Consider the following 24,529-nt stretch of genomic DNA (forward strand, 5'->3'; position numbering starts at 1 on the left):
CGTCCCCAAGGACGTCGAACTCGCCGCATGACCCAGCCAGTCAAACCACCCCAAACCAAACCTGGGCGCCTTGACGAAAGACATAGAGGCACCCCCCAGTGGGGGGGAGAGCCCACCGCACCTCAGTCAGCCGGGCCCGCATCCTTGGGTCACCGAAGCGGGTGGCCACGTCAAAGCGGGCTTGCGCGTCTGCGTGGTTTCCGCGGCACTCCTGGAGAAGGCCCGATTCGAAGAGGGCAATCGGCGCCAGAGGCATATCGCGGAAGAGCGCCCAGGACCAGCGGGCCAGGGACCGAAAGCGGCCGGGGGGCTCGGTGCGACCTCCGGCAGCGGTCTCCGCAAGACGCGACGACAGCGAAGACCGTTCCGTGACTTGCATCACGCCCGCCAACCTCCCCAGAAGCGGGGCTTGGCCACCAACTCCGGTCGGTGGTAGTTCGAGGGGCAATTCGGGCGTACCTACGAAGCCCCTTGGTAGTGGACTTGCAGCCGGAGTCCACAATGCACCGTTATGGCGTCAACAAGGAGCGGTCCACAGGAGATTCTGGGGCCCGGTTGAGCAAGTGTGGCCCACCACACACTCCTTGAAGATATGGAGGAGGCCCTGATACCGGTTGTCCTTATGTCCCACACCGCTCACATACCAAGCCACCGGAAACCCCGCCGCAACACGTCGCACATGGCGGTGCGGGCCAGGGTTGCTGGTGGCGTACTCAGCACGCTGGCGGTGGCTGGTGCGTCGGCTGCCTCGGCGAACGCCGCTGAGCCGGCGCCCCAGACGCTCGAACTGCCCACCCTCACGGCCGACCTGGCCGCGCAGGTCGCGCAGTCCGCGGACGCGACCCAGCAGGCCGCGGCCAACTACGCACTGCAGGCCGAGCGTGACGCAGCCGCCACCAAGGCCGCCAAGCAGGCCAAGGCGGACCTCGCCCAGGCCAAGAAGAAGGCCGAAGCCGCCCGGAAGGCCGAAGCCGAGCGCAAGAAGGCCGCCGCCGCGCGCTCCTCCGAGCGGACCACCCTGACTTCGTCCGCCGGCACCACCACCGCCCCGAGCACCTCCTCGTCCACGGCCAGCGGTTCGGCAGCGGCGGTCATCGCCTTCGCCAGGGCGCAGATCGGCGACGCCTACATACTGGGGGCCACCGGCCCCAACTCCTGGGACTGCTCCAGCCTGCTCCAAGCCGCGTTCAAGCAGGCAGGCGTCAGCCTCCCAAGGGTGGCGCAGGACCAGTCGACCACGGGCACCCCGGTCTCACTGAGCAACATCCAGCCCGGCGACATCCTCTACTGGGGCTCCGCCGGCAGCGCCTACCACACGGCGCTCTACGTCGGCGACGGCAAGTTCGTAGGAGCTCAGAACCCGTCCACAGGTATCGCCGAGAAGTCCCTCTCCTGGGACCCGCCGACCGGGGCCGTGCGCGTACTCTGACCCGCGACCGCGCTGGTCGCAGAAGCGCCACTTCGCTCGGACAGTCCTCTGGACGGGGAAAGCGGCCCTCCGGCAGGCAAGTCATTGACCAGCTCGGCACGCGGATCGTTGGCGACACCCCGCTGCGGTGCGGACCGCTGAGCCCCGTCACTGCCGGGCCAGCCCGTGAACCAGCCATTGCGGCAACCGCAATGAATTCGTTTCCCCCAGGGTATTCGCACCCCTTCGTCCGGTACCCAGCCTTCGGCGACGATCTCCCCCCTGAGGCACCCTGCGGATGGCTCGCTCAGCCCGAGCGGCAAGGGAGATCCTGGGCCTATATGTGCGCCGGTCCGGACGGACCCATCGAAATCCGGCGGGCCCGTCCGTGAGGCGTGTGGAGAATGTCAGGCCTTGTAAGCCACGTTCGCCATCATCCCGGCCTCACCGTGGTAGGCGTTGTGGCAGTGCAGCATCCACTGGCCCGGGTTGTCGGCGTCGAAGAAGACCGACAACTTCTTCTTGGGCAGCACGATCGCGGTGTCCTTGCGGGGGCCGGACGTGTCGATCTGGTACGTGTGGCCGTGCAGGTGCATCGGGTGCCACATGTCGGTGTCGTTGACGAAGTCGAGCCGTACGCGCTGGCCCTCCTCGATCATGATGGGGTTCGCGTCGGGGTTAGCCATGTCGAAGGGCTTGCCGTTGATGGCCCAGTTGTACTTGTCCATGCCGCCGGTCAGCTTGAGCTGGTGCGTCACGTCGGTCTTGGCGGTCTCGAACCGTACGTCGTCTGCGGCGCGCAGCTGCGACGCCGTCATGATCATGCCGTCGAGTTCCTTCGGGCGGACGGTCGGCTTCGGGGCGCTCCCCGATCCCGTGCGCACCAGGGCGAAGCCGTTCGCGTTCTTGCCCTCGGCCACAGCGACGAGCGGGAAGACGCCGTCGCCGAGGGTGACGAGGACGTCGTAGCGCTCGCCCATGCCGACCAGCAGGGCGTCCACCTCCTGGTGCTGGACCGGGAAGCCGTCGGTGTGGGTGATGGTCAGCTTGTGGCCGCCGAGCGCGACCCGGTAGGCGGTGTCCCCGCCCGCGTTGATGATCCGCAGCCGTACCTTCTTGCCGGGCTTGCCGGTGTAGACGTCCGGGTCGGTCGCCACCCGGCCGTTGACGAGGTGGTGCGGGTACTTCACGTCGCCGGCGTCGCCGCCGAGCAGGTCACTCTCGGCGCCCATGAGCATGAACTTGCCCATCGACATGCCGCCGGACGAGGAGGCGGAGGCCGAGGGGGACGCGGAGTCACCCATGTCCATTCCGCCCATGTCCCCCATGTCGTGGCCCTCCATGCCGCTGGAGCTGGAGCTGGGGCTGACGCTCTCCCCCATGTCCATGCCGCCCATGCCCTGCTTGAGTTCGGCGAAGACCTCGTCCGGGGTGCCGGTGACGCCGTCGACCCAGTCGTCGAGGAGGACGACCCACTCGTCGTCGTAGTCGAGGGTCTCCTTGGGGTCCTCGACGATCAGTGGGGCGTACAGGCCGCGGTCGAGCTGGACGCCGACGTGCGGGTGGAAGAAGTAGGTGCCGGGGGCGTCGGCGATGAAGTTGTAGGTGAAGGTGGAGCCGGCCCGGACGGCGGTCTGGGTGGCCGGGGGCACGCCGTCCATGTCGTTGCGCAGCGCGATGCCGTGCCAGTGGATCGACGTGGTGGTCCTGTTCGGGAGCTGGTTCGACAGCTCGGCGACCAGGGTGTCGCCGACCGAGAGCCGGACCTCCTTGCCGGGGGTACGGCCGTCGAAGGCCCACGTCTTGGGCATGACGCCGCCGCCCAGGTCGATCATGGCCGGCGCGGCCGTCAGGGTGACCTTCTGCTGCCGTCCGGTGGTCTTGCGCTTCTTCTCGGCGGCGGCGACCGCCGAGCCGGAGGGGTTGATCAGGACGTTGCCGCTACCGGAGCCGCTCCCACTGGTGCAGGCGGCGAGCGCCCCGGCGCCGGCTGCTCCCAGTCCGGCGAGCAGGACGGAGCGGCGGTTGATGCTGTTCATTGTGTTATGTCCTCTGTTTCGAAACTGCCGATGTGGTCGCGAAGGGACGGCACATCGCGCGCCGTCCGGGCGCGGCCTATATGCGCAGTTGCGAGAGGACAGACAGATCAGGCGGGGCACGGCCGACCGCACTGGCGGGGACACGACCTTCCGCGGCACGCTCCAGATCCGCGGGCGGGTCGAACGTGCTCTGGCCCGGCGCGGCCAGTTGTACGGAACCGACGCTCGCAGTGGTGCAGTGCTGCATGCCAGGCATGGCACACGCACCGGAATCAACACCGTGCACGGACGATTCCGAGGCGGAGGGTGCCGCCTCGCCCGCCATCGCATGGGCCGCGTCCGCCACGGCATGAGCGGCGTGGGCGGGAGCCGGCATGCGAGCAGAGACCGAGGTGGGCGACGCGGTCGTCATGGACATCACGGATGTCATGGACGTCTCGTGGTGGACGAGCACGGCCAGCGCGACACACAGGGTGAGGAACACCCCGTACGCCCAGCGGACGGCAATGCCGCCGCTGTGAGCTGTCCGTATCGCCATGAGTTCCACCTGTGCCGTGCTGACTGATCGCCGGAGTCGCATCCTACCCCCAGGGGGTACTGAACACCTTACGGTCTCACCACCCGATGAGATCCTTATCCGGTCGGCAGCCCTCCATACGAGTGCAGACCGGTGATGAGGATGTTGACGCCGTAGTAGTTGAAGACGAAAGTGGCAAACGCCACGAGCCCGAGCACGGCCGCGCGCCGCCCCTTCCACCCGGCAGTGGCACGGGCGTGCAGGTAGGCGGCGTACGCGACCCAGGTGATGAAGGCCCAGGTCTCCTTGGGGTCCCAGCCCCAGTAGCGCCCCCACGCGGCCTCCGCCCACACCGCGCCCGCGATGACCGCGAAGGTCCACAGCGGGAACACCAGGCCCGTCAGCCGGTACGCCAGCTTGTCCAGCGTCCGCGCGGACGGCAGCCGTCGCCAGAGCTCCGCCGTTCGCCCGTCGCCCCGGCCTGCCGCGACCTCGCGCTCCCATCGGTCGCGGAACAGGTACAGGACGCTGACCACGGCCGCCGTATGGAACACGCCGCCGGAGATGATCGCGGCGGAGACGTGGATCCACAGCCAGTACGAGTGCAGAGCCGGCACGAGCTGCGCGGAATCGACGTACAGCACCGATACCGCGAGGCCGAGGGTCAGCAGGACCGAGAAGAGGACCGGGACTCCCAGCCAGCGCACGGGCTTGCGGGCCGCGAGCAGACCGACGTACGCGACCGACGCCATCAGGGCGAAGGCGGTGGAGAACTCGTACATGTTGCCCCACGGCGGGCGGCTCACCGCGAGACCGCGGGCGAGGACCGAGCCGAGGTGGAGCAGGAGCGCCAGCACGGTCAGCGAGACGGCGATCCGTCCGACCATGTCGGCCCTGGGGCTGTCACCGGCCGCGCCGGGGCCGTCGCCCGCCGGGGTTCGGTGTTCTTCCGGAGACGTGGCCGCGGGCGATGCCAGCACTTGCGTGCTGCTTCCTGTTGCACCGTCCACGGCCACGCTCCTCGTCCGGCCGCGTGAGGGCGTGACCGGAGTCTGTTGTGCCGACGAGGCGGCAGCGGATACGCGAACGACTTTGGTGCTGCCACCGAACGCCCACTCGGCGCAGGCGGCGACGAAGGCGAGCAGATAGACGGCGATGGCCGAATACATCAGCCAGTTGGCGAGCTGGGCCAGGTTCTGGTCCGCGAGAGAGGTACCGCTCACTTCTGCTCCTGGTGCACGGGTTCTGGGGTGTTCACGTCCGGCGTGGCGTTGTGCAGGGCGGGAAACCGCTCACGCAACTCGTCGGCGAGTTCGGTCACTTCCTCGGCCGTCCGCTCGGTACCGCCGGGGTCCAGTCCGGCGACCACGATCCGTACGCGGCCGCCCAGCATGGGCTCGACGCGCACCCACACCCGTCGGCGGCGGACGAAGAGTGACGCGCACAGGCCGAGGCCCATGGCCACAGAGCTCCACAGGGCCGTGCTGTTGCTGGGGTTGCGGGCGATCTGGAAGCTCGCCCACTGCTTGATGCCGTCGAAGGTGAGCGAGCCAGCTCCGCCGGGGAGTTTCATCCGGTCCCCGGGGCGCAGCGCCTTCGCGAACGGCGATCCGTCGGCGTCCCGGAACTGCGTCATACGGCTGGAGTCAAGTTGGTAGACGTTCTGCGGCTGCCCGCTGTCCATGCCGAGGTCGCCGTGGTACGCGGTCAGGACCATGACCGGGTCGTCGGGGGCGGGGAAGGAGGAATACCAGCCGTTCCTGGTCAACTGGACTGTGGGCAGGAAAAAGCCGGAGAAGCCCAGGCCGTCCCGCTGGCCGTTGCGGTCACGGGCGTCCGGCGCCTTGACCACACCCACCGAGCGCAGGTTGCCGTCCTGCGGCAGGAACGCTGCGGGCCCCTGCCACGCGACCTGACCCTTGCCGTCACGAACGGTTACCACGGGGGCGTAACCGTGGCCGACCAGGAACACCTTCGAACCACCCACCTCCAGCGGCTTGTTGACCTCCACGCGGGCGGCGCGCTCCTGCCCGTCGTCACCCTCGGTGTAGCTGAGCTTCGCGACGAAGGAGCTGGCGGTGCCGCGCTGCGGACCGCTGCGTTGATACCTGGCCGAGAACCCCTTGAGGCGGAAGCCGAACGGCTGGAGGCTGTCGGCTGAGGCCAACGTGCCGGGGGTGAAGTCGGCGTACTGCGTCAGGGTGTTGGTGAAGCTCTCCCCTTCGAGGACGAGCTTCTGGCCGGTCGTACCGAAGAGGCTGCCGACGGCGAGCGCGATGAGGAGTCCGAACAGCGCCGTGTGGAACACCAGGTTTCCGGCCTCGCGCAGGTACCCCTTCTCCCCCGCGACCGATCCGTTCCCTTCAAAGTCGACGGCGACCCGAAAACGTCGACGTCGCAGCAGGGTCCCTGCGGTGAGTAGCGCCTCGCCCCGGTCGGCGGACGCCGTCCAGACGGCGTGCTGCGGCAGGCGGTCCAGGCGGCTGGGGGCCGTCGGCGGACGGGACCGCAGGGTTCGTATGTACTGCGAAGTCCTCGGCACGATGCAGCCGGCCAGCGAGATGAAGAGCAGCAGGTAGACGGCGGCGAACCAGGGCGACGCATAGACGTCGAAAAAACCGAGCCTGTCGAGGAGCAGGGCGAGATCCGGGTAGCGCTTGCGGAAGTCCGCGGCCTGTGCCGGCTGCCGCCCTTCCTGGGGTACGAGGGAACCGGGCACGGCGGCGAGCGCGAGCAGGAGCAGCAGGACGAGGGCAGTACGCATCGTGGTCAGCGAACGCCAGCCCCAGCGCAGCCAGCCGGCCGGCCCGAGCCCCTTGGGGTCGCCAGCCCGCGGCGCGGATTCACTCGTAGGGGCATCGCCTTGCGGAGGAGGATCGGCGAGACTACGAAAATTATTAGTAGCCACGGGCCGAGTCTGGCACATGCCATATTCGGTATGGGAGGCACCCCGAGAGTCGAGGGAACAGAACGTTCCGCCGATCACCTACGAAAGCCCTTAGACCACCAGAGGGAAGAGGGGGCCTCGCGCGGCGTCGCCTGGCGGCACAGCGGGCAGCACCCCCGGAGAGCGACCCCGGAAGCCGCCAATGCGACCCTTCCACAGCAGCTTCCACCATACCCCTGGGGGGTATATCCTCGCTGTATCGAGCGTCGTCAACCACGGAGGCGGGCGGGGAACATGAACCGGCTCATCGCAGCGGCAGCGGGCGGGCTGCTGGCGCTGTTCAGCATGTACTGGGACGATTCCCTGCACACCGACGTGGGCCGGGACACCTTCTGGAGCGCACCGCACGTACTGCTCTATGGCTCCCTCATGGTGACGCTCGCCGCCACCGCGTGGTGGGGGGTCGGGAGGGTCCGCGGCCGGGACCTTCGTACTGCCATGGCTGATCCGCTCCTGCGGTGGGCGGTCGTGTCCGCCGGAGCGATTGGGATCTCGGCTCCGGCGGACGAGGCCTGGCACACGGCGTTCGGCCGGGACGCGGTGCTGTGGAGTCCGCCCCACCTGCTGGCCATCATCGCCACGTTCGCCCTGGCCGTCACCCTGCTCCGGGCGATCGCCGCCGAGGGCGGCGGCCGGCCCCTGGTGCTCGGCGGCGGACTGGTCCTGGCGGCCTCGCTGGCGCCGGTCATGGAGTACGAGTCCGACGTGCCGCAGTACTCGGCCGTCTGGTTCCTGCCGGCCGCCACCACCGGGCTCACCCTGGCGGTCGTGCTGATCCGGCGGTTCGACTCGCATCCGTGGGCCGTCACGCGCGCGACCCTGGTCGCCACCGCCGTGCGGATGGCCGTGATTCCGGTACTCGCCGGTCTCGAGCACTCCACGCCGATCGTGCCGCCCGTGCTCGTCGTCGCCCTCGCGGCCGACGTGTTCCGCAGGTGGCGGACGTCCCTGTGGTGGCTCGCGCCCGTCGTTCCCCTCGCCGTACACGCGGCGTACGTGCCGCTGCTCCCCCTCCTACCGCACGGCTCGACCGTCGCGGCCGACCAGATCGTCCCGTCCCTGCTCCTCTCGCTGGGCGGCTCGGTACTGGTCGTGCTCGTCGCGGAGGGGCTGCCACGCAACCGGCTGACTGTGATTCGGACAGCCGGGCTCACGGTCGCCGCGCTGACCCTGGCACTGCCCCTGCTGTCCGCCGGGCGCGCGGTCGCCCACGACCCCGGTCAGGGGACCGAGACGGGCGAGGCCTACTGGCGGACGACCGCTCGGGGCTCCCGGATCGACGTCACCGTGGCTCCCGAGCCGAGCGCATCCGGCCGCGCCGTCCTTGTCGCACGTCGCGCCGGGCAGGAGCTGTCCGCCCCCCTCACCTCGTCCGGCGACGGCGTGTACCGCGGGTACGTCACTGTGCCGGAGTCCGGCCGCTGGTTCGTCTACGCCGCCTTCCGCGACGCCGGGGCCTCGACGACGGAGACCTGGATCCCGGTCGAGGCCGGCTCCTCGCAGCTCCTGCACGAGAACCGGCCGCTCTACGTGCCTCCCGCCCCGCAGAAGGAGGGTGCGGGCCGGGCGGCTGCCACCGTCGCGCTGTACGGGCTGTCGGGGGTGATCCTGGTCGCCGTCGCCCGCTCTGGCCGCTGTACCCCGCTGCCGCAGGGGTGAGCGTGCCACCGTGTCCCGACGACGGGACTGCCATGGCCCGGAACCCGGACTGCTGGGTGACGCTCCAAGCACGGCGGCGGTGCGGGCGGCCCGGGAGCGCGTCGACCGCGCCTGCGGAGACGGGCCTCGGCGACGGCACGTTCTTCGAATGGCGCGTGTTCCACGCCCTGTTCGCGGCGCCCGAGGATCGAACGGACCGACCAACATGGCTTCGTGGAGAAGCGCTCGCCGCGATTCAGCGGGTCGTCAGCCAACGTCTGATCACCGGGCGCCGGCCAGCGCCCGCGCCACCCCTGGTTCCTTCGGCCCGAGGAACTGGGGGTCCGGCTCGAACGCCGCGTCCAGGGCGGCCTTGTTCGCGGCGAACACTTCGCGGGTGGCGCTGTAGTACCAGACCGCGTCTTGGTGGTCGGCCGCACTGACGCCGTACGAGTCAACGCCCGCCTCCTGGCACAGTGCGACCGCCCGACGGATGTGGAAGCCCTGGCTGACGAGGATCGCGCGGTCGACGCCGAAGATCTTCTTGACCCGCACGCAGGAGTCCCAGGTGTCGAAGCCGGCGTAGTCGCTGACGATGCTGGCGTCGGGCACACCACGATGGGTGAGGTAGTGGCGCATGGCGTGCGGCTCGTCATAGTGCACGGTGCTGTTGTCGCCCGTGACCAGAACCACCTCGACACGACCCTCACGGTACAACTCCGCAGCCGCGTCGAGGCGGTTGGCGAGGAAAATCGACGGCTCACCGTTCCCGAACAGGCCCGCGCCGAAGACCACGGCCACCCCGGTGCGCGGGGCGTCGGCTGTCGTCCGCAGCCGGCCGTCCGCCGCCGTGAACACCCACGTCGCGGGAAGCAGCGCCAGCACGCACAGGAGCATCACCGCCTGCACGGCCCGCCGCTGCCCTGCGCGGGTGCGCGGCAGACACAGCTTGAGGATGGCGCTCAGGTGCGGGCGCGGCAGGCGCATGACAGTGATTCCCCCAATGCGTGGCCCACCGTGTTCAGCGGTGGCGGCTTGTATGGCTCGGCTGCTTCTGTCGTCCCGGACAGCAACCAGCTCTCTGACAAACGAAGGACGCGGCACATGGTCCCCACTCACCCTCGCGGCGTGACCAACTTCACTCAGTGGCACCGGGCTTCGACGAAGGCGTCGTGGATCTCGGGCGGGGCTGGTTCTCGAGGTCCCGCAGGAAGCTCGGTCTCTCCACGTGCCGCCTGCCCTGCGGAAAGACAGCGCGGGTCGGGGCGGCCCCACGGTCGCACAGTGCGGGCTGTCGGCGAGGATCGTCACGGCCGTCACACGCTCGGGTCGCCTAAGACGCTACGTAGTGGTTTAGTATCCGCTCGGGATCTAAGGGCGTTCTGGTGTTCGTACGGACTCCCCCCGGTGCAGTCGCCGATCTCCCTCGGCTGTCCAGGTGAAAGAGAAGGTGCTGGTGGACGACCGTCATGCGTCGGGGATCCCGACCTCGGCAGTCCCCGTTGCCGCCTCCCTGTACGAGTCATGGCCGGAGAGCCCCTGGTGGGAAGCCCGGTACGAGCCCTACGGCCATCCTGTCCACAGCCTTGGTCAGCCCCACACCGGACATGACGATCCCGACCCGCTGTTCGGTGCGATACCGGGCATGTACGGCATCAGCGCACCTGGTGGCGAAGCCTTCACCCACCAGACGTGGCACCACTACGAGAGCGGCGGTCACGGCACGGCTCTGACGTGGGAGGCCCCCGGATACCGAACGGACCCGAGCGGCCAGTGGTACGGAGCCCAGTGGGTGGAGACCACTGGTCCAGCCGTTCCCCCGCAGGACCTTCCCCCGGCCTCGGACAGCTTTGACGCCCTCGGTCCGTACGGCACTGCCGAGCTCATCGATCTCCACGGCTCTCCCGGCGAGGAACCGCCAGACCAAGCGCCGCCACACGGTGAGACCCCCGTACGCCATACCGCGCCCGAAGCCCCGTCCCCCACCGCTTCCCCGGGCCGGACGGCGACGCGCCGCGCAGGCAGCCGCCGTCGCCGGGCCCCGCGCCGAGGATCCGCGTTCCTGACAGTGATCGCTCCCTCGGTCGCGTTCGTGGGCATGGCCGGGATCGCTGCCGCCTCCATCGGCCTCGGCGGCAGCAGCGGCAAGGCCGCTCAGGCCGCCCCGGACCCTGCCGTCGAACCCTCCACCGCCAACGACGAGTTCGACACCAAGCTCCGCACGCTCAGCCGAGAAGCCGACGACTTCGCCGAGCGCGCGAGCCGTACGCAGGAACGCATCGACCTCGACCAACAGCGGCGTGAGGAACAAGAACGCAGGAGGGAAGAGGCGGAACGCAAGAAGGCGGAGGCCGCGCGCAGGGAGGCGCTGCGCCCCAAGTTCGTACTTCCCGTCGCGCAGAAGGGAGTCGGCGAGCTGTTCGGGGCGGCCGGGGCCATGTGGTCGAGTCGGCACACCGGCCTCGACTTCCCTGTGCCCATGAACACGCCGGTGAAGGCGGTGACCGACGGCACGGTCGTCGCCGAGTGGCATCCGTACTACGGGAACCTCGTCAAGGTGACCGCCCCCGACGGCACCCAGACCTGGTACGCCCACCTCGCCAGTGCCAGGATCCGGTCCGGCTTCGTCCAGGCGGGGACCGTCATCGGCTATGCGGGCAGCACCGGCAACTCGTCGGGGCCTCATCTCCACCTGGAAGTACACCCCGGCGGCGGCGATGCGATCGATCCGCTGGCGTGGCTGCGCAGCCACGGCCTCGACCCGACGTAGCACCGCCCTCGACGGCCGAGGGAAGCGCCGACCGGCGGCAGGTGCCCGCCCGGAAGTGCGCAGCCGGGAGCCTGAGCCACGGAATCCCGCCCAGGGAGCCGAGCACCACGGGGAGAGGCGAGCCATTGCTGTCCGGGCAGCAGTCCGTGCGCGACGCCCCGGTCGTCTCCGCGCGTCGGTCGACTCCCACTTTCGGCTGAGCCCCAGCCGGTCGTGTTTGCGGAGGTCGGCGTCGGCCGTGCGGCTGGACAGTGCTCCGACGAAGACACCCTCTCCCCCACTCCGAGTGACCACGCGCCTCCGTCCAGGCTGGAACCGATGAGCAGCGGGCGGTGTACACAAGACATGAAGGCGCTTCGTGAAGCGCGCCCAACAGACCTCTCGTGCGGGCGCGTTGGCTGCGCGACACGGCGTGAGACCACGGGCAGGGCTTGCCGGTCCGCCCATGACGGGCTCAGGACGCTGGTGCCGTCCCGTGCTGTACGTCTGTCCATCCAGGGAGGAGGCTGCGGCGCATGAGCGAGATTCTCAGCGGCGGCCCGGAGCGGCCACCGTGGAGACCGCCGCGTTGGTTGATCGTGGCGGCGGTGGCCGTCGTGACGATCGCGGCGCTTGTGGTGAGCCTCATCCTCGTGGCTGGGGAAGACACCTCGCCGTCGGCAGCACCTCAGAGGTCACCGTCGCCACCATCGTCGACCGGCAGCCCCTTCCCGGACGGTCCGGACGCTGCCGGCCCGCGGGACGAGACACCCGGCCTGGTGATCACGGGAGTCGCCTTGGGCGAGGGTTCACTGAACCGACACGACCGGACGGCCAATGCCGGTCCGTGGACGGTGACGGTGCGGCGTCCGGACGGCTCGCTGGGCCTCAATGGTGCGGTGGTGACGTTCCCTGTGCCGAAGCCTCAGGCCGGCCGCCCGATCCGGATCGGTAGGGCAGAGGGTTGGGCCCGGAACGGTGAGATCGTCTGGCCCGTCGCGGATTCGTACGCACGGGTCCGCGGTGACCTGCCGCAGTCGCAACTCGTGGCGATCGCCACCGCGACCACGGTTGCATCCGGGCGTCCCCAGGTCAGGCCGCCTTCCGGACTCTCGGTGGTGTCCACGGGCGCAGCACGCCCGCACTACCTGCGCGAGGCCCGTTACGGATCGGGCGACGTCGGTGAGGCCGGCGAGCTGTCCCGCGGCCTGACCTTCACCGGCGTGGCCCGCTGCGGCGGCTTCGAGGACCTGGTGTACGCCTCAGACGCCCAGGCCTCCGGCGCCGTGCGGGGCAAGCCCGCGATCATCACGTCCGAGCTTGGCGGCAACGGTGTACTGGCCTGGGAGCCAACGCCCGGCGTGATCGCCTACGTCGGCTACAGCGGCGCACCCCTCGACCGAGGCGCCATCGCTGCCCTGCACCGGCTCGCCGAGCGAACCCACCTGCTGAGTGCGCAGGAGTGGCAGGCCACTGGTCCTTCGACAGTCGACCAGGTCAACGACTTTGGTTGAGGCCGTCCGACCGCAGGCGGTTTCGGCACCCCTGTAAGCCGTCGACCAGACCGCGATACGCAATCCCACCGGCCACCTGAACACCCTCCGGCTCCAAAACGTACTAAGGGCACTAGCAGTTAATGCCCAGGTAGCGCCCCTCGCGGTGCTCCGTACGACGAGGCGGCGTCGGCAGCGCAGGCCCGCCAGCTCGGACGAACGGGAAGGTGAAATGGGAATTCTTGCGCTCAGTTGGGTCATCGCGTTGGTCTCGGCCCTGGTGGCCGCGGTCAGTGCGGTCCGGGTGGTGACCACCAGCGGTGAGATCCGGTTCGCGGCGGGCGGCGACCTGCTGATGGGGCTGTGTATGGCGGCCATGGCCCTGCCGGCGACGGTCGGCTGGTACGCGGGCTACGGCATGTGGTGGGCCGTGGTCTTCGGTGTCCTCGGGCTCGGGGGTGTGGCGATGGCGGTCAAACACACGCGCGCGGTCGGGTGGAAGCACGGCCGTCACTGGGTGCACCTCATCGTCGGCAGCTTCGGCATGGTGATCATGACGTTGGCCATGACGAGCACGTCGTCCGGTCCGGTGCTCGCGCTGGGCAGCGGGCACTCCATGGCGCACATGCCGGGCATGGAGAACACAGCGAGCGCGACGGGCACGCATGAGATGGAGGGCATGGAGGGCATGCACGGGGCGGGATCCATGCATGGGATGGACATGCCGGGCATGACGAATGCCGCTGCTGACGCCGGGTCCTCCGCCGGGTCCGGTTCTGTATGGCGGTTCGTGATCGCGGCCCTCGCCGTCTACTTCCTGCTGTCGATCGGCGCATCCGTGTGGGCGAGGGTCCGGGGCACCAGGCGGAGCGGCCGGGGTGCCGGCTCCCTCTCCGGCTGGAGCCGCTGGCTGCTCGCCATGCCGGACACAGTGCTCGTCTACCTGGCGTCGCTGACGCTCTCGGTGTGGGACAGGACCAGGATGGGCCAGCGGTCGGGCCATGGACGGCGCCGCAAGCTCGGGGCCGCGCCGGACGCGGCGCTGGCAGCCCATATCGGCATGGGTGGAACCATGTCCGCGATGCTGCTGATGATGGCCGCGTGAAGGCCGGTCGAGTCGTCCCTGACCGGTAGGAAGACGCCGCGCCAGGGGCCACGCGCGTGCGCCGTGGTGGCCTCGGCATCAGGTCGCGCGGAGTGGGCTCGGCACGGACTCGTATCGCTCAGCAGAGACCCGTAGCGCTCAGCGAGCACAGGCCCGCAGCATGCGAAGCCGTTTCGTCTTCAGTACCCGGGCCGGAGACAATGGACTCACGCGATCCACGCGCCCAGGCGGTCTCGGACTCCGTGTTCCCCAGCGCAGACCGCTTGCGGGCGCCCGTCCGAAGGGGCCGGTCCGATGTCGCCTTCACGCCTTCGCGGGCGTACCGTCCCGTTGATGCTCGGAGCAACAGCCGCCCTGCTGCTCGCGACCGCCTGTGCCGACGGGGACGACGAACCCGCCACGACCTCATCCAGCATCACGATGGAGAACTTCGCGTTCAGCCCGGCGAATCCGGAAGTACGGCCCGGCGAGAAGATCACCGTGGCCAACAAGGACTCCGCCGCCCACACCGTCACAGCCACGGAAGGCGACGCCTTCGACACCGGGAACATCTCCGGCGGAGATTCCGGGACGTTCACCGCTCCCTCCCAGGCCGGTCGCTACGGCTTCGTCTGTACCCTCCACCCGAACATGACAGGCACTCTGGTCGTCCGCTGAGCCGTCCAGAACCTCGACCGGCGCCCGTGCCCCGCACGGACGCCGACCGAGGTCACAGTCGCGGTGTCAAGAGGCAGGCGCGGCCGGCGCGCCGGTCATGCCCGCCGCCCAAGGGCGGGAGGCCCGCACCCCGAGAAGCCCGAAGCCCACGGCCAGCCCACCCCAGAGCAGACCCATGGACGCGGCCGAGAGCACCCGGAAGTCCCACACCAGCGTGGCGGGGGCGGTCACCGCGTCAGGGTTGTCCGGCAGCGCGAACAGCGACGCCAGCGCGGCCAGCATGATGGCCGTCACGGCCAGCTGACGCTGCGGTGCGGAACGGCCGCGCTCCGCCAGCCACCCCTGGAGACGCCAGGCCAGGGCGACGGCGATCACGCCGATCCCTATGGCCGCGAGCCATGCGTTGACGCGGGTGTCGATCGTTCCCGGATCGCCCACGCCTGGCGGGTTGGCGGGATAGCGGAGGAAGGGCAGCAGCCAGACCCCAGTGAAGCCGGCGCCCGCCAGCATCAACGACCGCCGCCAGGGCTCAGCGTCCGGATCCCGGCGGTGCAGGATCGCGTACACGACGGCGAAGAGGGTCCCAATCGCCGCTCCGGTGAGGACGGCGGCCACCAGCAGACCCGCGTGCTGAGTGGAACGGGAGAAGACCTCCGCCGCGGCCGAACCGCCGCTCGCCTCCTCGCGGGCCGCCTCCAGCCGTACCGCCTTGTCCAACAGCGGCTCGGCCAGCAGCCACGAGAATCCTCCGCTGACCACGCCGGCGGCTCCGCCTGCGAGGGCACCGCGCCCGAGCAGGGACAGAAGTGACGTCACGAACGCTCCCTCAGTGGCAAGGGCCGGCGAGGAGGTGCCGACCGTCGTGGGCGAACTCGTGGACGTAGTTGGCGGATGTCGCGACCTTGCCCAGCACCGGCGACAGCAGCGCGCCCTGGTCGAGGAAGACCGCGTCCAGCGCGACCAGGGCGACGATCACTGCCGCGGCAGCGATCAGCCCGTCTCGCAGCGGATGGACGACCAGGCCAGCGGCCGGTCGTACCTGTGGAGCCGCCGAAGCACTCATGGAACCTCCTCGCGGGGTGCACACGCCCCGCCGTTCAGGAGGACGACGGGTCAGTGTCTGACTCCCGGGGCAGCCCCGGTCACAGTGGCGGGACCGTCCCGGACTCTCACCGGGTTCCTGCTCACCGTCGCCTCGATGTGAAGTTGTCGTCGCAGGTCGCGACGCGCCTACTAAGTAAATTAGCTATTCGGGCCCGTTTCAAACAGATCGCGTGAGCGGCATCACAGGTACCGGAATACCCCTAGGGGGTATAGTGTTGTTATCGGCCGGGAGGGTCAGGGAAGCGGCGTCCCTCCCGGAAATGACCCACGCATCCAGACCCGAGGAAGAAGCCATGACCACCGAGACGAACACCAGCTCCTGCTGTGGCTCCTGCGGCTCCGGCACCACGGTCGACGTCCAGGGCGTCGGCGTCACCGCCGTCTACAAGGTGTCCGGCATGACCTGCGGCCACTGCGAAGGCGCGATCTCGAAGGAGATCTCCGCGCTGGACGGCGTCACCGCGGTCCAGGCCGTCGCCAAGACCGGCGAGGTCACCGTCACCTCCGCCGCCCCGCTCGACGAGGCGGCCATCCGCGCCGCCGTCGACGAGGCGGGCTACGAGCTCGTCGGCCGCGCCTGACAGCTCAGTCGGGGGCCCACGGGCCTCGGACACGCGAATTCCTCCCCGCGCCGGGACGTATCGCTCCGCTGATACGGACGCTGTACGTCCCGGCCTCCCCCTGGAGATACGCACATGACCAGCACGGCTCCCGAGAAGGCAGTCCCCGACACGGCACCCACGCCCCCCTCCGCGGTCGAGCTCTCGATCGGCGGCATGACGTGCGCGTCGTGCGCGGCCCGTATCGAGAAGAAGCTCAACCGCATGGACGGCGTCACAGCGACCGTCAACTACGCCACCGAGAAGGCAAGGGTCTCCTACACGGACGGCATCGAGGTCGCCGACCTCATCGCAACCGTCGAGAAGACCGGCTACACCGCCGAGGAGCCGCCTCCGCCCGCGTCCGCCACCGCCGACGGGGGCGATGGTGAGGCCGCTCCGGCGGCGGACGGCGAGCTCCTGTCACTGCGGCAGCGGCTGTACGTGTCGCTGGTGCTCACCGTGCCCGTGGTCCTGATGGCGATGGTCCCGGCCCTGCAGTTCGACAACTGGCAGTGGCTCTCGCTGACGCTGGCCGCGCCGGTCGTCGTGTGGGGCGCGTTCCCCTTCCACAAGGCCGCCTGGACCAACGCCCGGCATGGCGCCGCGACCATGGACACCCTGGTGTCCATCGGTACGCTCGCCGCGCTCGGCTGGTCGGTGTGGGCGCTGTTCTGGGGTCACGCCGGGATGCCGGGTATGCGGCACGGCTTCGAGTTCACCATCTCCCGTGGGGACGGCTCCTCCTCCATCTACCTGGAGGCCGCGGCCGGGGTGACCACGTTCATCCTCGCCGGGCGCTATCTGGAGGCGAAGTCCAAGCGCAAGGCGGGCGCGGCGCTGCGGGCGCTGCTGGAGCTGGGCGCGAAGGACGTCGCGGTGCTGCGGGGCGGCAAGGAAGTACGCATCCCTGTCGCGCAGTTGGCCGTCGGTGACCGCTTCGTCGTACGACCCGGAGAGAAGGTCGCCACCGACGGGACCGTCGTCGAGGGCTCCTCGGCGGTGGACGCCTCTATGCTGACCGGCGAGTCCGTCCCGGTGGACGTGACTGTGGGCGATTCCGTCACCGGAGCGACCGTGAACGCGGGCGGCCGCCTGGTCGTCGAGGCGACCCGGGTCGGCACCGACACACAACTCGCCCGGATGGCGAAGCTCGTCGAGGACGCCCAGAACGGCAAGGCCGAGGTGCAGCGCCTCGCCGACCGGATCTCTTCTGTCTTCGTCCCCGTGGTCATCCTCCTTGCCCTCGGCACTCTGCTGACCTGGCTGTTCGTCACCGGTGACGCCACCGCCGCCTTCACCGCCGCCGTCGCGGTCCTGATCATCGCCTGCCCGTGCGCGCTGGGCCTGGCCACCCCGACCGCGCTGATGGTCGGCACCGGCCGCGGCGCCCAGCTCGGCATCCTCATCAAGGGCCCCGAAGTCCTCGAGTCAACCCGCCGCGTCGACACCGTCGTCCTGGACAAGACCGGCACCGTCACCACCGGCCGGATGCAGCTCCAGGACGTGCTCCCCGCACCGGGTACGGACAAGGACGAACTGCTGCGGCTGGCCGGCGCCTTGGAACACGCCTCCGAGCACCCGATCGCCCAGGCCATCGCCGCCGGGGCCGCTGAGCGAGTCGGAAGCCTGCCGGTGCCGGAGAACTTCGAGAACGTCGCCGGCCTCGGCGTCCAGGGCGTGGTCGACGGTCACGCGGTGCTCGTCGGCCGCGAGAAGCTCCTCAAGGAGTGGGTCATCGAGCTGCCCAGGGAGCTGGCCGAGGCAAAGGCCGCGGCGGAGGCCGAGGGGCGTACGGCGGTCGCCGTCGCGTGGGACGGCGAGGCGCGCGGTGTCCTCACCGTCGCCGACGCTGTCAAGGAGACCAGCGCCGCAGCCGTGGCCGAACTGCGCGCGCTCGGCCTGAAGCCCGTCCTGCTGACCGGTGACAACCAACTCGTCGCCGAGTCGGTCGCCCGTTCCGTGGGCATCGACGAGGTGATCGCCGAGGTCCTGCCCGAGGACAAGGTGGAAGTGGTCAAGCAACTGCAGGGCGAGGGCCGTTCGGTCGCGATGGTCGGCGACGGCGTCAACGACGCGGCCGCCCTCGCCACCGCCGACCTGGGCCTGGCCATGGGCACCGGCACGGACGCGGCGATCGAGGCAGGCGACCTGACCCTCGTACGCGGCGACCTCCGGGTGGCCGCGGACGCGATCCGCCTGTCCCGCCGGACCCTCGCCACCATCAAGGGCAATCTCTTCTGGGCCTTCGGCTACAACGTCGCCGCGCTGCCGCTCGCCGCCGCCGGCATGCTCAACCCGATGATCGCGGGAGCCGCAATGGCCTTCTCGTCGGTGTTCGTGGTGACCAACAGCCTGCGGCTGCGGTCCTTCAAATAGCCACGAGGCATTGCCCCTTCGGCTGAGGCGCCCGGTCCGATGAGGCCGGGCGCCTCGATGTAGAGCCCGTCGCTCGGGCTCGACGGCTCAGCCCCGAGCGTGCCGGAAGCCCCCTTCGTGCCGCCCCACGCACTTCCAGCGCGCTCCCCCTGCCCATCGGCAACATCGCGCAGATGTCAACGGGTGCACCTTGGGGGTCGAGCAACTGGGCCGGGATCAGGTACGCAGCAGCCGGGCGACGGCCCGCGCAGCCTCCGCCACCTTGTCTTGTGCCTCGTCTCCCCCGGCGGTAATGGCGTCCTGGACGCAGTGCCCGAGGTGATCTTCCAGCAGTTGCATCGCCACCGCCTGGAGCGCCTTGGTGGTCGCCGCGACCTGAGTGAGGACGTCGATGCAGTACTGGTCCTCCTCAACCAGGCGCTGCAGGCCACGGACCTGGCCCTCGATGCGGCGGAGCCGCTTGAGGACGGCGTCCTTGCCCTCGTGATAGCCCGGCGATGCCTGCTCGGCCTCGGCCTGTTCCTGCTGGTCCATACGCCCCAACAGTATTCCCCGGCGGCTTCGGGCAGGGAGCGAACGTGAACTGTGTCTCGGTGTTCGTCGCGCCGACCCGCAGGAGACATTGCCGGCCCGCAGGAGACCTGCCACCCATCACCCGCTCGACGACTCCCACGCGTACCACGCTCAGGCCCAAGTCCCGCAAAACACGATCACGTTAAAGGCCTTTACGGTTGATCACCGTACTAAGTACCTTCGCGATGCCGGTCAGCTGGTGACCGGCATCACCTCGTTTCGGGCCGGTCACCCCGGCCGCACGAGTGGAGGTCCAGCATGCGCAAGGCCCACAGACATACCGGCGTGGGCGCGCTCGCGGCGATGCTCTTCGCCACGACCGCTCTCGCCGGTTCCGCACAGGCACACGACGGCGTCTCGGCATCCGACGGGGCTATCGACAACGCGGCGGCCACCCACGGCCACGACCAGCATGGCGGGAGCGACGGACATCTGCCGGCCGCTGAGAAGAACGTCCGGTTGGTCAGCAAGCTCAAGCTGAGCAATGTCGTCGAAGGCAAGATCGCCGACGTCGGCGTCTACAAGGGCTACGCCTACCTCGCCTCCTGGGGCGGCGTCGGCTGCGACAACACCGGCGTGTACGTCGTCGACATCCGAAAGCCCAGCAAGCCCAAGGAAGTCGGCTTCATCCCGGCCCCGGCGGGCAGCGCCCCCGGCGAGGGCATCCAGACGGTGCACCTCTCCACGCCGTCCTTCAACGGTGACGTGCTCGTCAGCAACAACGAGATCTGTGGCGAGACCGGCGTCGGCGGCATGAACATCTACGACGTCACCGACCCCACCAAGCCGAAGGCACTCGCTGAGGGCGTCGGCGACTTCACGCTGGACGGCGAGACGACGGAGACCGCCCGCCAGATCCACAGCGTGTTCGCGTGGGACGCGGGCCGGAAAGCGTACGCAGCGATCGTCGACAACGAAGAGGGCACGGACGTCGACATCATGGACCTCACGGATCCGACGAAGCCGCAGCTCATCGCCGAGTACGACCTCGACGAGGCGTTCCCGCAGATCGTCCAGGCGGCTCCGGACAACCTCACCGAGATGTTCCTGCACGACATGGTCGTCAAGAACATCCGCGGCCGCCAGGTCCTACTCGCTTCCTACTGGGACGCGGGCTACGTCGCGCTCGACGCGACCGACCCGAAGAACCTGAAGTACATCGGCGACACGGACTTCACCAACCCGGACCCCGAAGGCACCGGGAGCGGGCGCGACGTGGCACCGGAAGGCAACGGCCACCAGGCCGAGTTCACCCTCGGCAACCGGTATGTGATCGGAGCCGACGAGGACTTCGGCCCGTACGCGCTCTCGGCCCGCAACCTGGACGACGATACCGCCGTCACCGCCGGCCAGGGCATCCCGCTGGAAGCTGGCAAGGCCATCACCGGCGACACGGTGTACGTCGGCCTGGGCTGTAGCGACAGTCCCGCCGTCCCCGCGGGCGACCCGGCCGCCGTGGACATCGCCGTCGTGGAGCGCGGCGTCTGCACGTTCTCCGAGAAGGCCGCCAACGTCGAGGCGGCGGGCGGCTATGACGCCGTGCTCGTCTTCAACCGCGCCGGCTCGGACGCCTGCGACGCACAGAGCGGCATGACGGTCGAGGGCACCCTGCCGACCTTCGGCGTCGCACCGCGCGGCCAGGGCTTCGCCGCCTTCGACCAGCCCTACAGCAACGAGGACTGCCTCGCCGGCACCGGTCCCGCCACCCTGCCGGTGGACATCGGTACCAAGGGCGACCGGCTCACCTTCTCGTCGTACTTCGACGGCTGGGGCTACGCGCACCTCTACCGCAACAAGGGCGGCAAGATGACGGAGTTGGACACGTACGCCATTCCGGAGAGCCAGGACCCCGCGTACGCGTCCGGCTTCGGTGACCTGTCGATCCACGAGGTGGCGACCTCCGGCGTCCGGCCCGACCTGGCGTACTTCGCCTACTACGCGGGCGGGTTCCGGGTCACGAAGATCAAAACCGACAAGCTGGTGGAGGTCGGCCGCTTCATCGACGAGGGCGGCAACAATTTCTGGGGCGTCCAGACCTTCAACTCCTTCGGGAAGGAGTTCGTGGCGGCGTCCGACCGGGACTTCGGGCTCTACATTTTCGAGTACACCGGTCACTGAGCTGATCTGAACGCGGGTCCCACACGGCATCAGCGCCACGGCCGGGGTTCCGGCCGTTTCCGTGAGGCACTCACCCAGACGCTGTGAAGCGCCCCCAACAGGGCTGTATGGCGCCTGTTGGGGGCGCTACCCGTCCAGCTGCGTCGGCTCACGATGGGCGTCTCGGTCGGCGACGCCTCAGCGGAGTTGTGTCCGTCGCGTGCTCCCCGTTCCGGGACAGGCGCACAGGAACGGCCCCGTGGTCATCGTCGGTGCGGTGCACGGGGTGCCATGGAGCGCGGTCGATCTTCCAGGTCATGGCGTCCTCCCGATGCACGCGAGGCGGTATGCGACCCAGAGTTCCCGTCCGTCCTCGCGGTCGCTCTACGCCTTGTGGACGTTTCACCCGCGGTAGCCTTCGGGCTTCCTGGTCGAGCGGCGCAGGGTCCCTCCCCCCTTTACAGGGCCCTCACCGTCACCGGGCAACCTCGCCCCTCATGGGGTCTTCCTCATCGTCACGGAACCCCTGCCACCCCGGCAGCGCAATCCACGGCGGCGTCAACTCCTCCACGTACTCCCGGAAGTCCCGCTCCTCCTCCGGATCCGAAAGATCGAAGAGCGGGCTGAGCGGCCAGACCGGGTGCCCGTCGACCCACGGCACGACCGTCTCGGACTCCCCTGGCACGGAGCGCAGTTCGGCTGTGCCCTCCCGGGGCAGCCAGTCGACCAGGCGTGAGCGGGCCGTGCCCGGTACGGCTTCCAGCAGGGCGAAAGGGCGATTCTCGCCGTTCGTGAAGAACACCAACTGCGGCGGCGCCGCAGCAGGGTCCTCGGGATCGGGCAGCAGCACATAGTCGGCCGTCCTGGTCTCGGCGCCGCGGGCGGCCGCCAGCACACGGCGCATGACCCGCGAGCCGGACACCCCGCCCCACGTCACGCGGATCAGCGCGGCCGCCGCGACCCCACCACTGATCCACAGCCCGCGGTCGAGGCCCGGATCGCCAGGGAGGCGGACGGCGGACGGGGACTCCACGGCGTACTCGACGGTGAGCCGATCGCCTTCGTTCGGGGCGGGTTCGTCCCCGTGGGCGATGTCCGTGGTGACCTTGCGGCCGTCCGCCGTACGGAAGGTGATCTCGGTGTCACCGGGCACCAGCCACGGGGTGAGCGGGACGTCGTCGTAGCGGAGGGCGACAGTGGCCCGCGCGGTCGCCGTCTCGGAACCCCACAGCCGTAGCGCCGTCACCCACCACCAGCCCGAGAGCCCCGCCGTGACCGCGAGGACGAGCAGACCGCCCCAGGAGACCCAGGGCGCCAGCACCAGCCGCCGCAGCCGCGGCGAGCGCCACCACCCCGTGGTACGAATGTCGGGCTCGCGCCGTCCCGGGCGGGTGGTCGCCGACCCGCTCAGGCGTGAGGCGAGCAGGCGGGAGACGGCGGCGAGATGGGCACGGTCCAATACGTCCGCCGGGCGGGCGTCGGCACCAGCGGGCACAGGGACTGGCCAACCCAGGGACACCGGCGCGTCCCGGTCGGCGTCCCAAGTCGTCCTCGGCTCCGATATGGCCGGGACACCAGAGTGCCCGCCCGCCGCGCGGGCCCGGAACACGATGCCCGCCGCCGCGAGGCCCAGGAAGACCGCCGTGCCGCCGCCGAGCACCCACGGAGTGATCCCACGGTCGAAGGCTTCGCCGCGCAGCGGCCCGGCGGGTGCGGTGACCTCCAGGGACTGGCCGGCCTCGACCGCACGGTCGTCGCAGTCGACCTCGGCGTTCTGCCGGGTCCCGTCCCAGGGATCCTGCCAGCGGACCTTGCAGACGTACACCTCGGTACCGGTGACCGTGGCCCGTACGGTCGTGCCGAGGCCGTACGCGGAGAGCAGCACACCCGCGCCGGCCAGCGCGAGCGCCCCGGCCGCGGCGCTCCACCACGGGACCATGGCGGCGGCCCTCAGAAGGGCGGACGGCTGCCGGCCCGCCGGGCCGTCGCGCAGATACCGACGCAGCGCCCGCAGCCGGACGACGTCACCGAGCGAGGCGGCCGTGGCGCCGACAACTCCGCCTGTGCCGGTCACCACCAGGCCGAGCATCAGCATGAACGGCGAGTCTTCGAGGTCGGCGGCCTCGCCGCGCACGGGCCACGGCCGGGCGGATATCCGCAACGGATCACCGGCCCGTTCATCGCCGTAGCAGTCGACGCCCGCCGTGCGCGTGCCGCCGCTCCAGGGGTCCTGCCAGCGCACCGAGCAGACGCCGTCGCGCTTGGCGGTGACCTCCGCGGTGACGGGCTTGCCGAGGACGAAGGTGTGCAGGCCAAAGAGTCCGAGCAGCAGCACCCCCATCAGCGCCAGCGCGGCCGGACGGGGCACTCGCAGCGCCCGCCGCGCGGAGAGCCGGAACACCTCGTGCGGCGGGCTGGTCGCCGATCCTGCGGCCGGACCCGCCGGCCCGGTGAGCGCGCCCGCCAGGAACGGTACAGCCGATTCCGGAACGCGCAGGCGCAGTACGCCGGCCCCCTCCGACGGCTCGTAGACCATGGTCACCTGCCGCACGACGAGTGGCCCTTCGTGAGGGAAACCCCGCAGGGGGACCGTGCCCAGCACCCGACCGCCACGGGCCACCGGGAGCGGACCTCGCACCCCGTCGACGAAGTACAGCGGAACGTCCCCGTCCGGCACCCACAGGTCACCCTTGACCGGCCGAGCCGGCCAGGACTCCCCGTCGCCCGCCAGCCTGGCCCGTATCCCCAGCGCTCCCGCGCGGTCCGGGCCACGCCACAGCGGCTGGTCCCGCCAGTCCGCCAAGGCGTTCGCCAGCACGACGACCAGGCCAGAGCAGACCATGAACACCAGATAGCCGACCACCGCGACCTGCCCCTCGCTCCACCGACAGGATCAAGCCAGTCGGCGATCCACTGTGGCCGAATATACGAGTGGCAGTACCGGGTGTGGCAGGGCCCCGGGTGTGGCGGAGACCCCGGCCGAGTTGCTTCCACGGTGCGAACCAGTCCCATGAGCCGGCCCTCTGCGCACCGCACTTCGGCGGTGGCGGTGGCCCCGGTCCCCTCCGCCGCGCAGCAGCCAACCGCTCTCCGGGCACGCGTCGACCGGCAACACACCCGCGTGCGGGATACCGCTCGTCCTGATTGCGCAGCTTCCACATGGCGACGGCGTCGACACAGGTCGCCAATGCCTGTCACCAGAGGCGGATACGCGACGCACGAAC

18 protein-coding genes and 1 riboswitch are annotated in these 24,529 nt (G+C 70.0%); of the genes, 10 read left to right on the forward strand and 8 right to left on the reverse strand.

What is annotated here, in order from left to right; translation table 11 throughout:
- Positions 1–622: 622 nt before the first annotated feature.
- Positions 623–1,429 (forward strand): C40 family peptidase, encoded by an 807-nt coding sequence (locus tag ACZ5C2_RS20885; RefSeq protein ID WP_189909717.1) that lies wholly within the window; start codon positions 623–625, stop codon positions 1,427–1,429.
- Between the two features lie 386 nt (positions 1,430–1,815).
- On the opposite strand, the gene ACZ5C2_RS20890 is transcribed toward ACZ5C2_RS20885, so the two are convergent.
- Positions 1,816–3,447: a multicopper oxidase family protein gene (locus ACZ5C2_RS20890; RefSeq protein WP_189909586.1), complete on the reverse strand. Its 1,632-nt coding sequence runs from the start codon at positions 3,445–3,447 to the stop codon at positions 1,816–1,818.
- 374 nt (positions 3,448–3,821) lie between these two features.
- Here ACZ5C2_RS20890 and ACZ5C2_RS20895 point away from each other — a divergent pair, with 374 nt between their 5' ends.
- Positions 3,822–3,968, forward strand: coding sequence for a hypothetical protein (locus ACZ5C2_RS20895; protein ID WP_189909587.1), 147 nt, complete (start codon positions 3,822–3,824; stop codon positions 3,966–3,968).
- Between the two features lie 112 nt (positions 3,969–4,080).
- Here the strand turns inward: ACZ5C2_RS20895 and ccsB are convergent, their stop codons facing one another.
- Entirely contained in the window at positions 4,081–5,187 is a 1,107-nt protein-coding gene (gene ccsB / locus ACZ5C2_RS20900) for a c-type cytochrome biogenesis protein CcsB (protein WP_246531974.1), read from the reverse strand.
- Complete coding sequence (gene resB, locus ACZ5C2_RS20905) at positions 5,184–6,728, reverse strand: cytochrome c biogenesis protein ResB (protein ID WP_189909588.1); 1,545 nt, start codon at positions 6,726–6,728, stop codon at positions 5,184–5,186. Before resB ends, ccsB begins: the two co-directional genes overlap by 4 nt.
- Positions 6,729–7,145: 417 nt before the next feature.
- On the opposite strand from resB, the gene ACZ5C2_RS20910 reads away from it, so the two are divergent.
- Complete coding sequence (locus ACZ5C2_RS20910) at positions 7,146–8,570, forward strand: hypothetical protein (protein WP_189909589.1); 1,425 nt, start codon at positions 7,146–7,148, stop codon at positions 8,568–8,570.
- A 261-nt stretch (positions 8,571–8,831) separates the two neighbouring features.
- Here the strand turns inward: ACZ5C2_RS20910 and ACZ5C2_RS20915 are convergent, their stop codons facing one another.
- On the reverse strand, positions 8,832–9,536 hold the full coding sequence (locus tag ACZ5C2_RS20915; RefSeq protein WP_189909590.1) for a SanA/YdcF family protein: 705 nt from the start codon (positions 9,534–9,536) through the stop codon (positions 8,832–8,834).
- 1,081 nt (positions 9,537–10,617) lie between these two features.
- Between ACZ5C2_RS20915 and ACZ5C2_RS20920 the strand changes: the two genes are divergently transcribed.
- From ACZ5C2_RS20920 to ACZ5C2_RS20935, 4 genes are all read left to right on the forward strand, one after another.
- A complete protein-coding gene (locus ACZ5C2_RS20920) occupies positions 10,618–11,319 on the forward strand; it encodes a M23 family metallopeptidase (RefSeq protein WP_246531975.1) in 702 nt (233 codons plus the stop codon).
- 1,097 nt (positions 11,320–12,416) lie between these two features.
- On the forward strand, positions 12,417–12,812 hold the full coding sequence (locus ACZ5C2_RS20925; RefSeq protein ID WP_468793160.1) for a hypothetical protein: 396 nt from the start codon (positions 12,417–12,419) through the stop codon (positions 12,810–12,812).
- Between the two features lie 211 nt (positions 12,813–13,023).
- Positions 13,024–13,896, forward strand: a complete 873-nt coding sequence (locus ACZ5C2_RS20930; RefSeq protein WP_189909592.1) for a DUF5134 domain-containing protein — start codon at positions 13,024–13,026, stop codon at positions 13,894–13,896.
- A 333-nt stretch (positions 13,897–14,229) separates the two neighbouring features.
- The gene (locus ACZ5C2_RS20935; RefSeq protein ID WP_246531976.1) at positions 14,230–14,553 is read left to right on the forward strand and encodes a cupredoxin domain-containing protein; all 324 of its coding nucleotides are present in this window, start codon (positions 14,230–14,232) and stop codon (positions 14,551–14,553) included.
- A 66-nt stretch (positions 14,554–14,619) separates the two neighbouring features.
- On the opposite strand, the gene ACZ5C2_RS20940 is transcribed toward ACZ5C2_RS20935, so the two are convergent.
- Positions 14,620–15,369: a CbtA family protein gene (locus tag ACZ5C2_RS20940; RefSeq protein ID WP_189909594.1), complete on the reverse strand. Its 750-nt coding sequence runs from the start codon at positions 15,367–15,369 to the stop codon at positions 14,620–14,622.
- 10 nt (positions 15,370–15,379) lie between these two features.
- A complete protein-coding gene (locus ACZ5C2_RS20945) occupies positions 15,380–15,616 on the reverse strand; it encodes a CbtB-domain containing protein (protein ID WP_189909595.1) in 237 nt (78 codons plus the stop codon).
- 31 nt (positions 15,617–15,647) lie between these two features.
- Positions 15,648–15,802, reverse strand: a riboswitch (cobalamin riboswitch).
- Between the two features lie 148 nt (positions 15,803–15,950).
- Between ACZ5C2_RS20945 and ACZ5C2_RS20950 the strand changes: the two genes are divergently transcribed.
- Positions 15,951–16,238: a heavy-metal-associated domain-containing protein gene (locus tag ACZ5C2_RS20950; RefSeq protein ID WP_189909596.1), complete on the forward strand. Its 288-nt coding sequence runs from the start codon at positions 15,951–15,953 to the stop codon at positions 16,236–16,238.
- Between the two features lie 114 nt (positions 16,239–16,352).
- Entirely contained in the window at positions 16,353–18,635 is a 2,283-nt protein-coding gene (locus ACZ5C2_RS20955) for a heavy metal translocating P-type ATPase (protein WP_189909597.1), read from the forward strand.
- A 216-nt stretch (positions 18,636–18,851) separates the two neighbouring features.
- Here ACZ5C2_RS20955 and ACZ5C2_RS20960 read toward each other — a convergent pair whose 3' ends face one another.
- Positions 18,852–19,169: a metal-sensitive transcriptional regulator gene (locus ACZ5C2_RS20960; RefSeq protein WP_189909598.1), complete on the reverse strand. Its 318-nt coding sequence runs from the start codon at positions 19,167–19,169 to the stop codon at positions 18,852–18,854.
- A 297-nt stretch (positions 19,170–19,466) separates the two neighbouring features.
- Here ACZ5C2_RS20960 and ACZ5C2_RS20965 point away from each other — a divergent pair, with 297 nt between their 5' ends.
- Positions 19,467–21,326 carry a PA domain-containing protein gene (locus ACZ5C2_RS20965; protein ID WP_189909599.1) on the forward strand — a complete coding sequence of 620 codons (1,860 nt, stop codon included), beginning with the start codon at positions 19,467–19,469 and terminating at the stop codon, positions 21,324–21,326.
- A 454-nt stretch (positions 21,327–21,780) separates the two neighbouring features.
- Here the strand turns inward: ACZ5C2_RS20965 and ACZ5C2_RS20970 are convergent, their stop codons facing one another.
- Complete coding sequence (locus ACZ5C2_RS20970; protein WP_189909600.1) at positions 21,781–24,168, reverse strand: hypothetical protein; 2,388 nt, start codon at positions 24,166–24,168, stop codon at positions 21,781–21,783.
- Positions 24,169–24,529: the final 361 nt, after the last annotated feature.

The sequence above is a fragment of the Streptomyces sp. NPDC031365 genome, assembly GCF_055569765.1.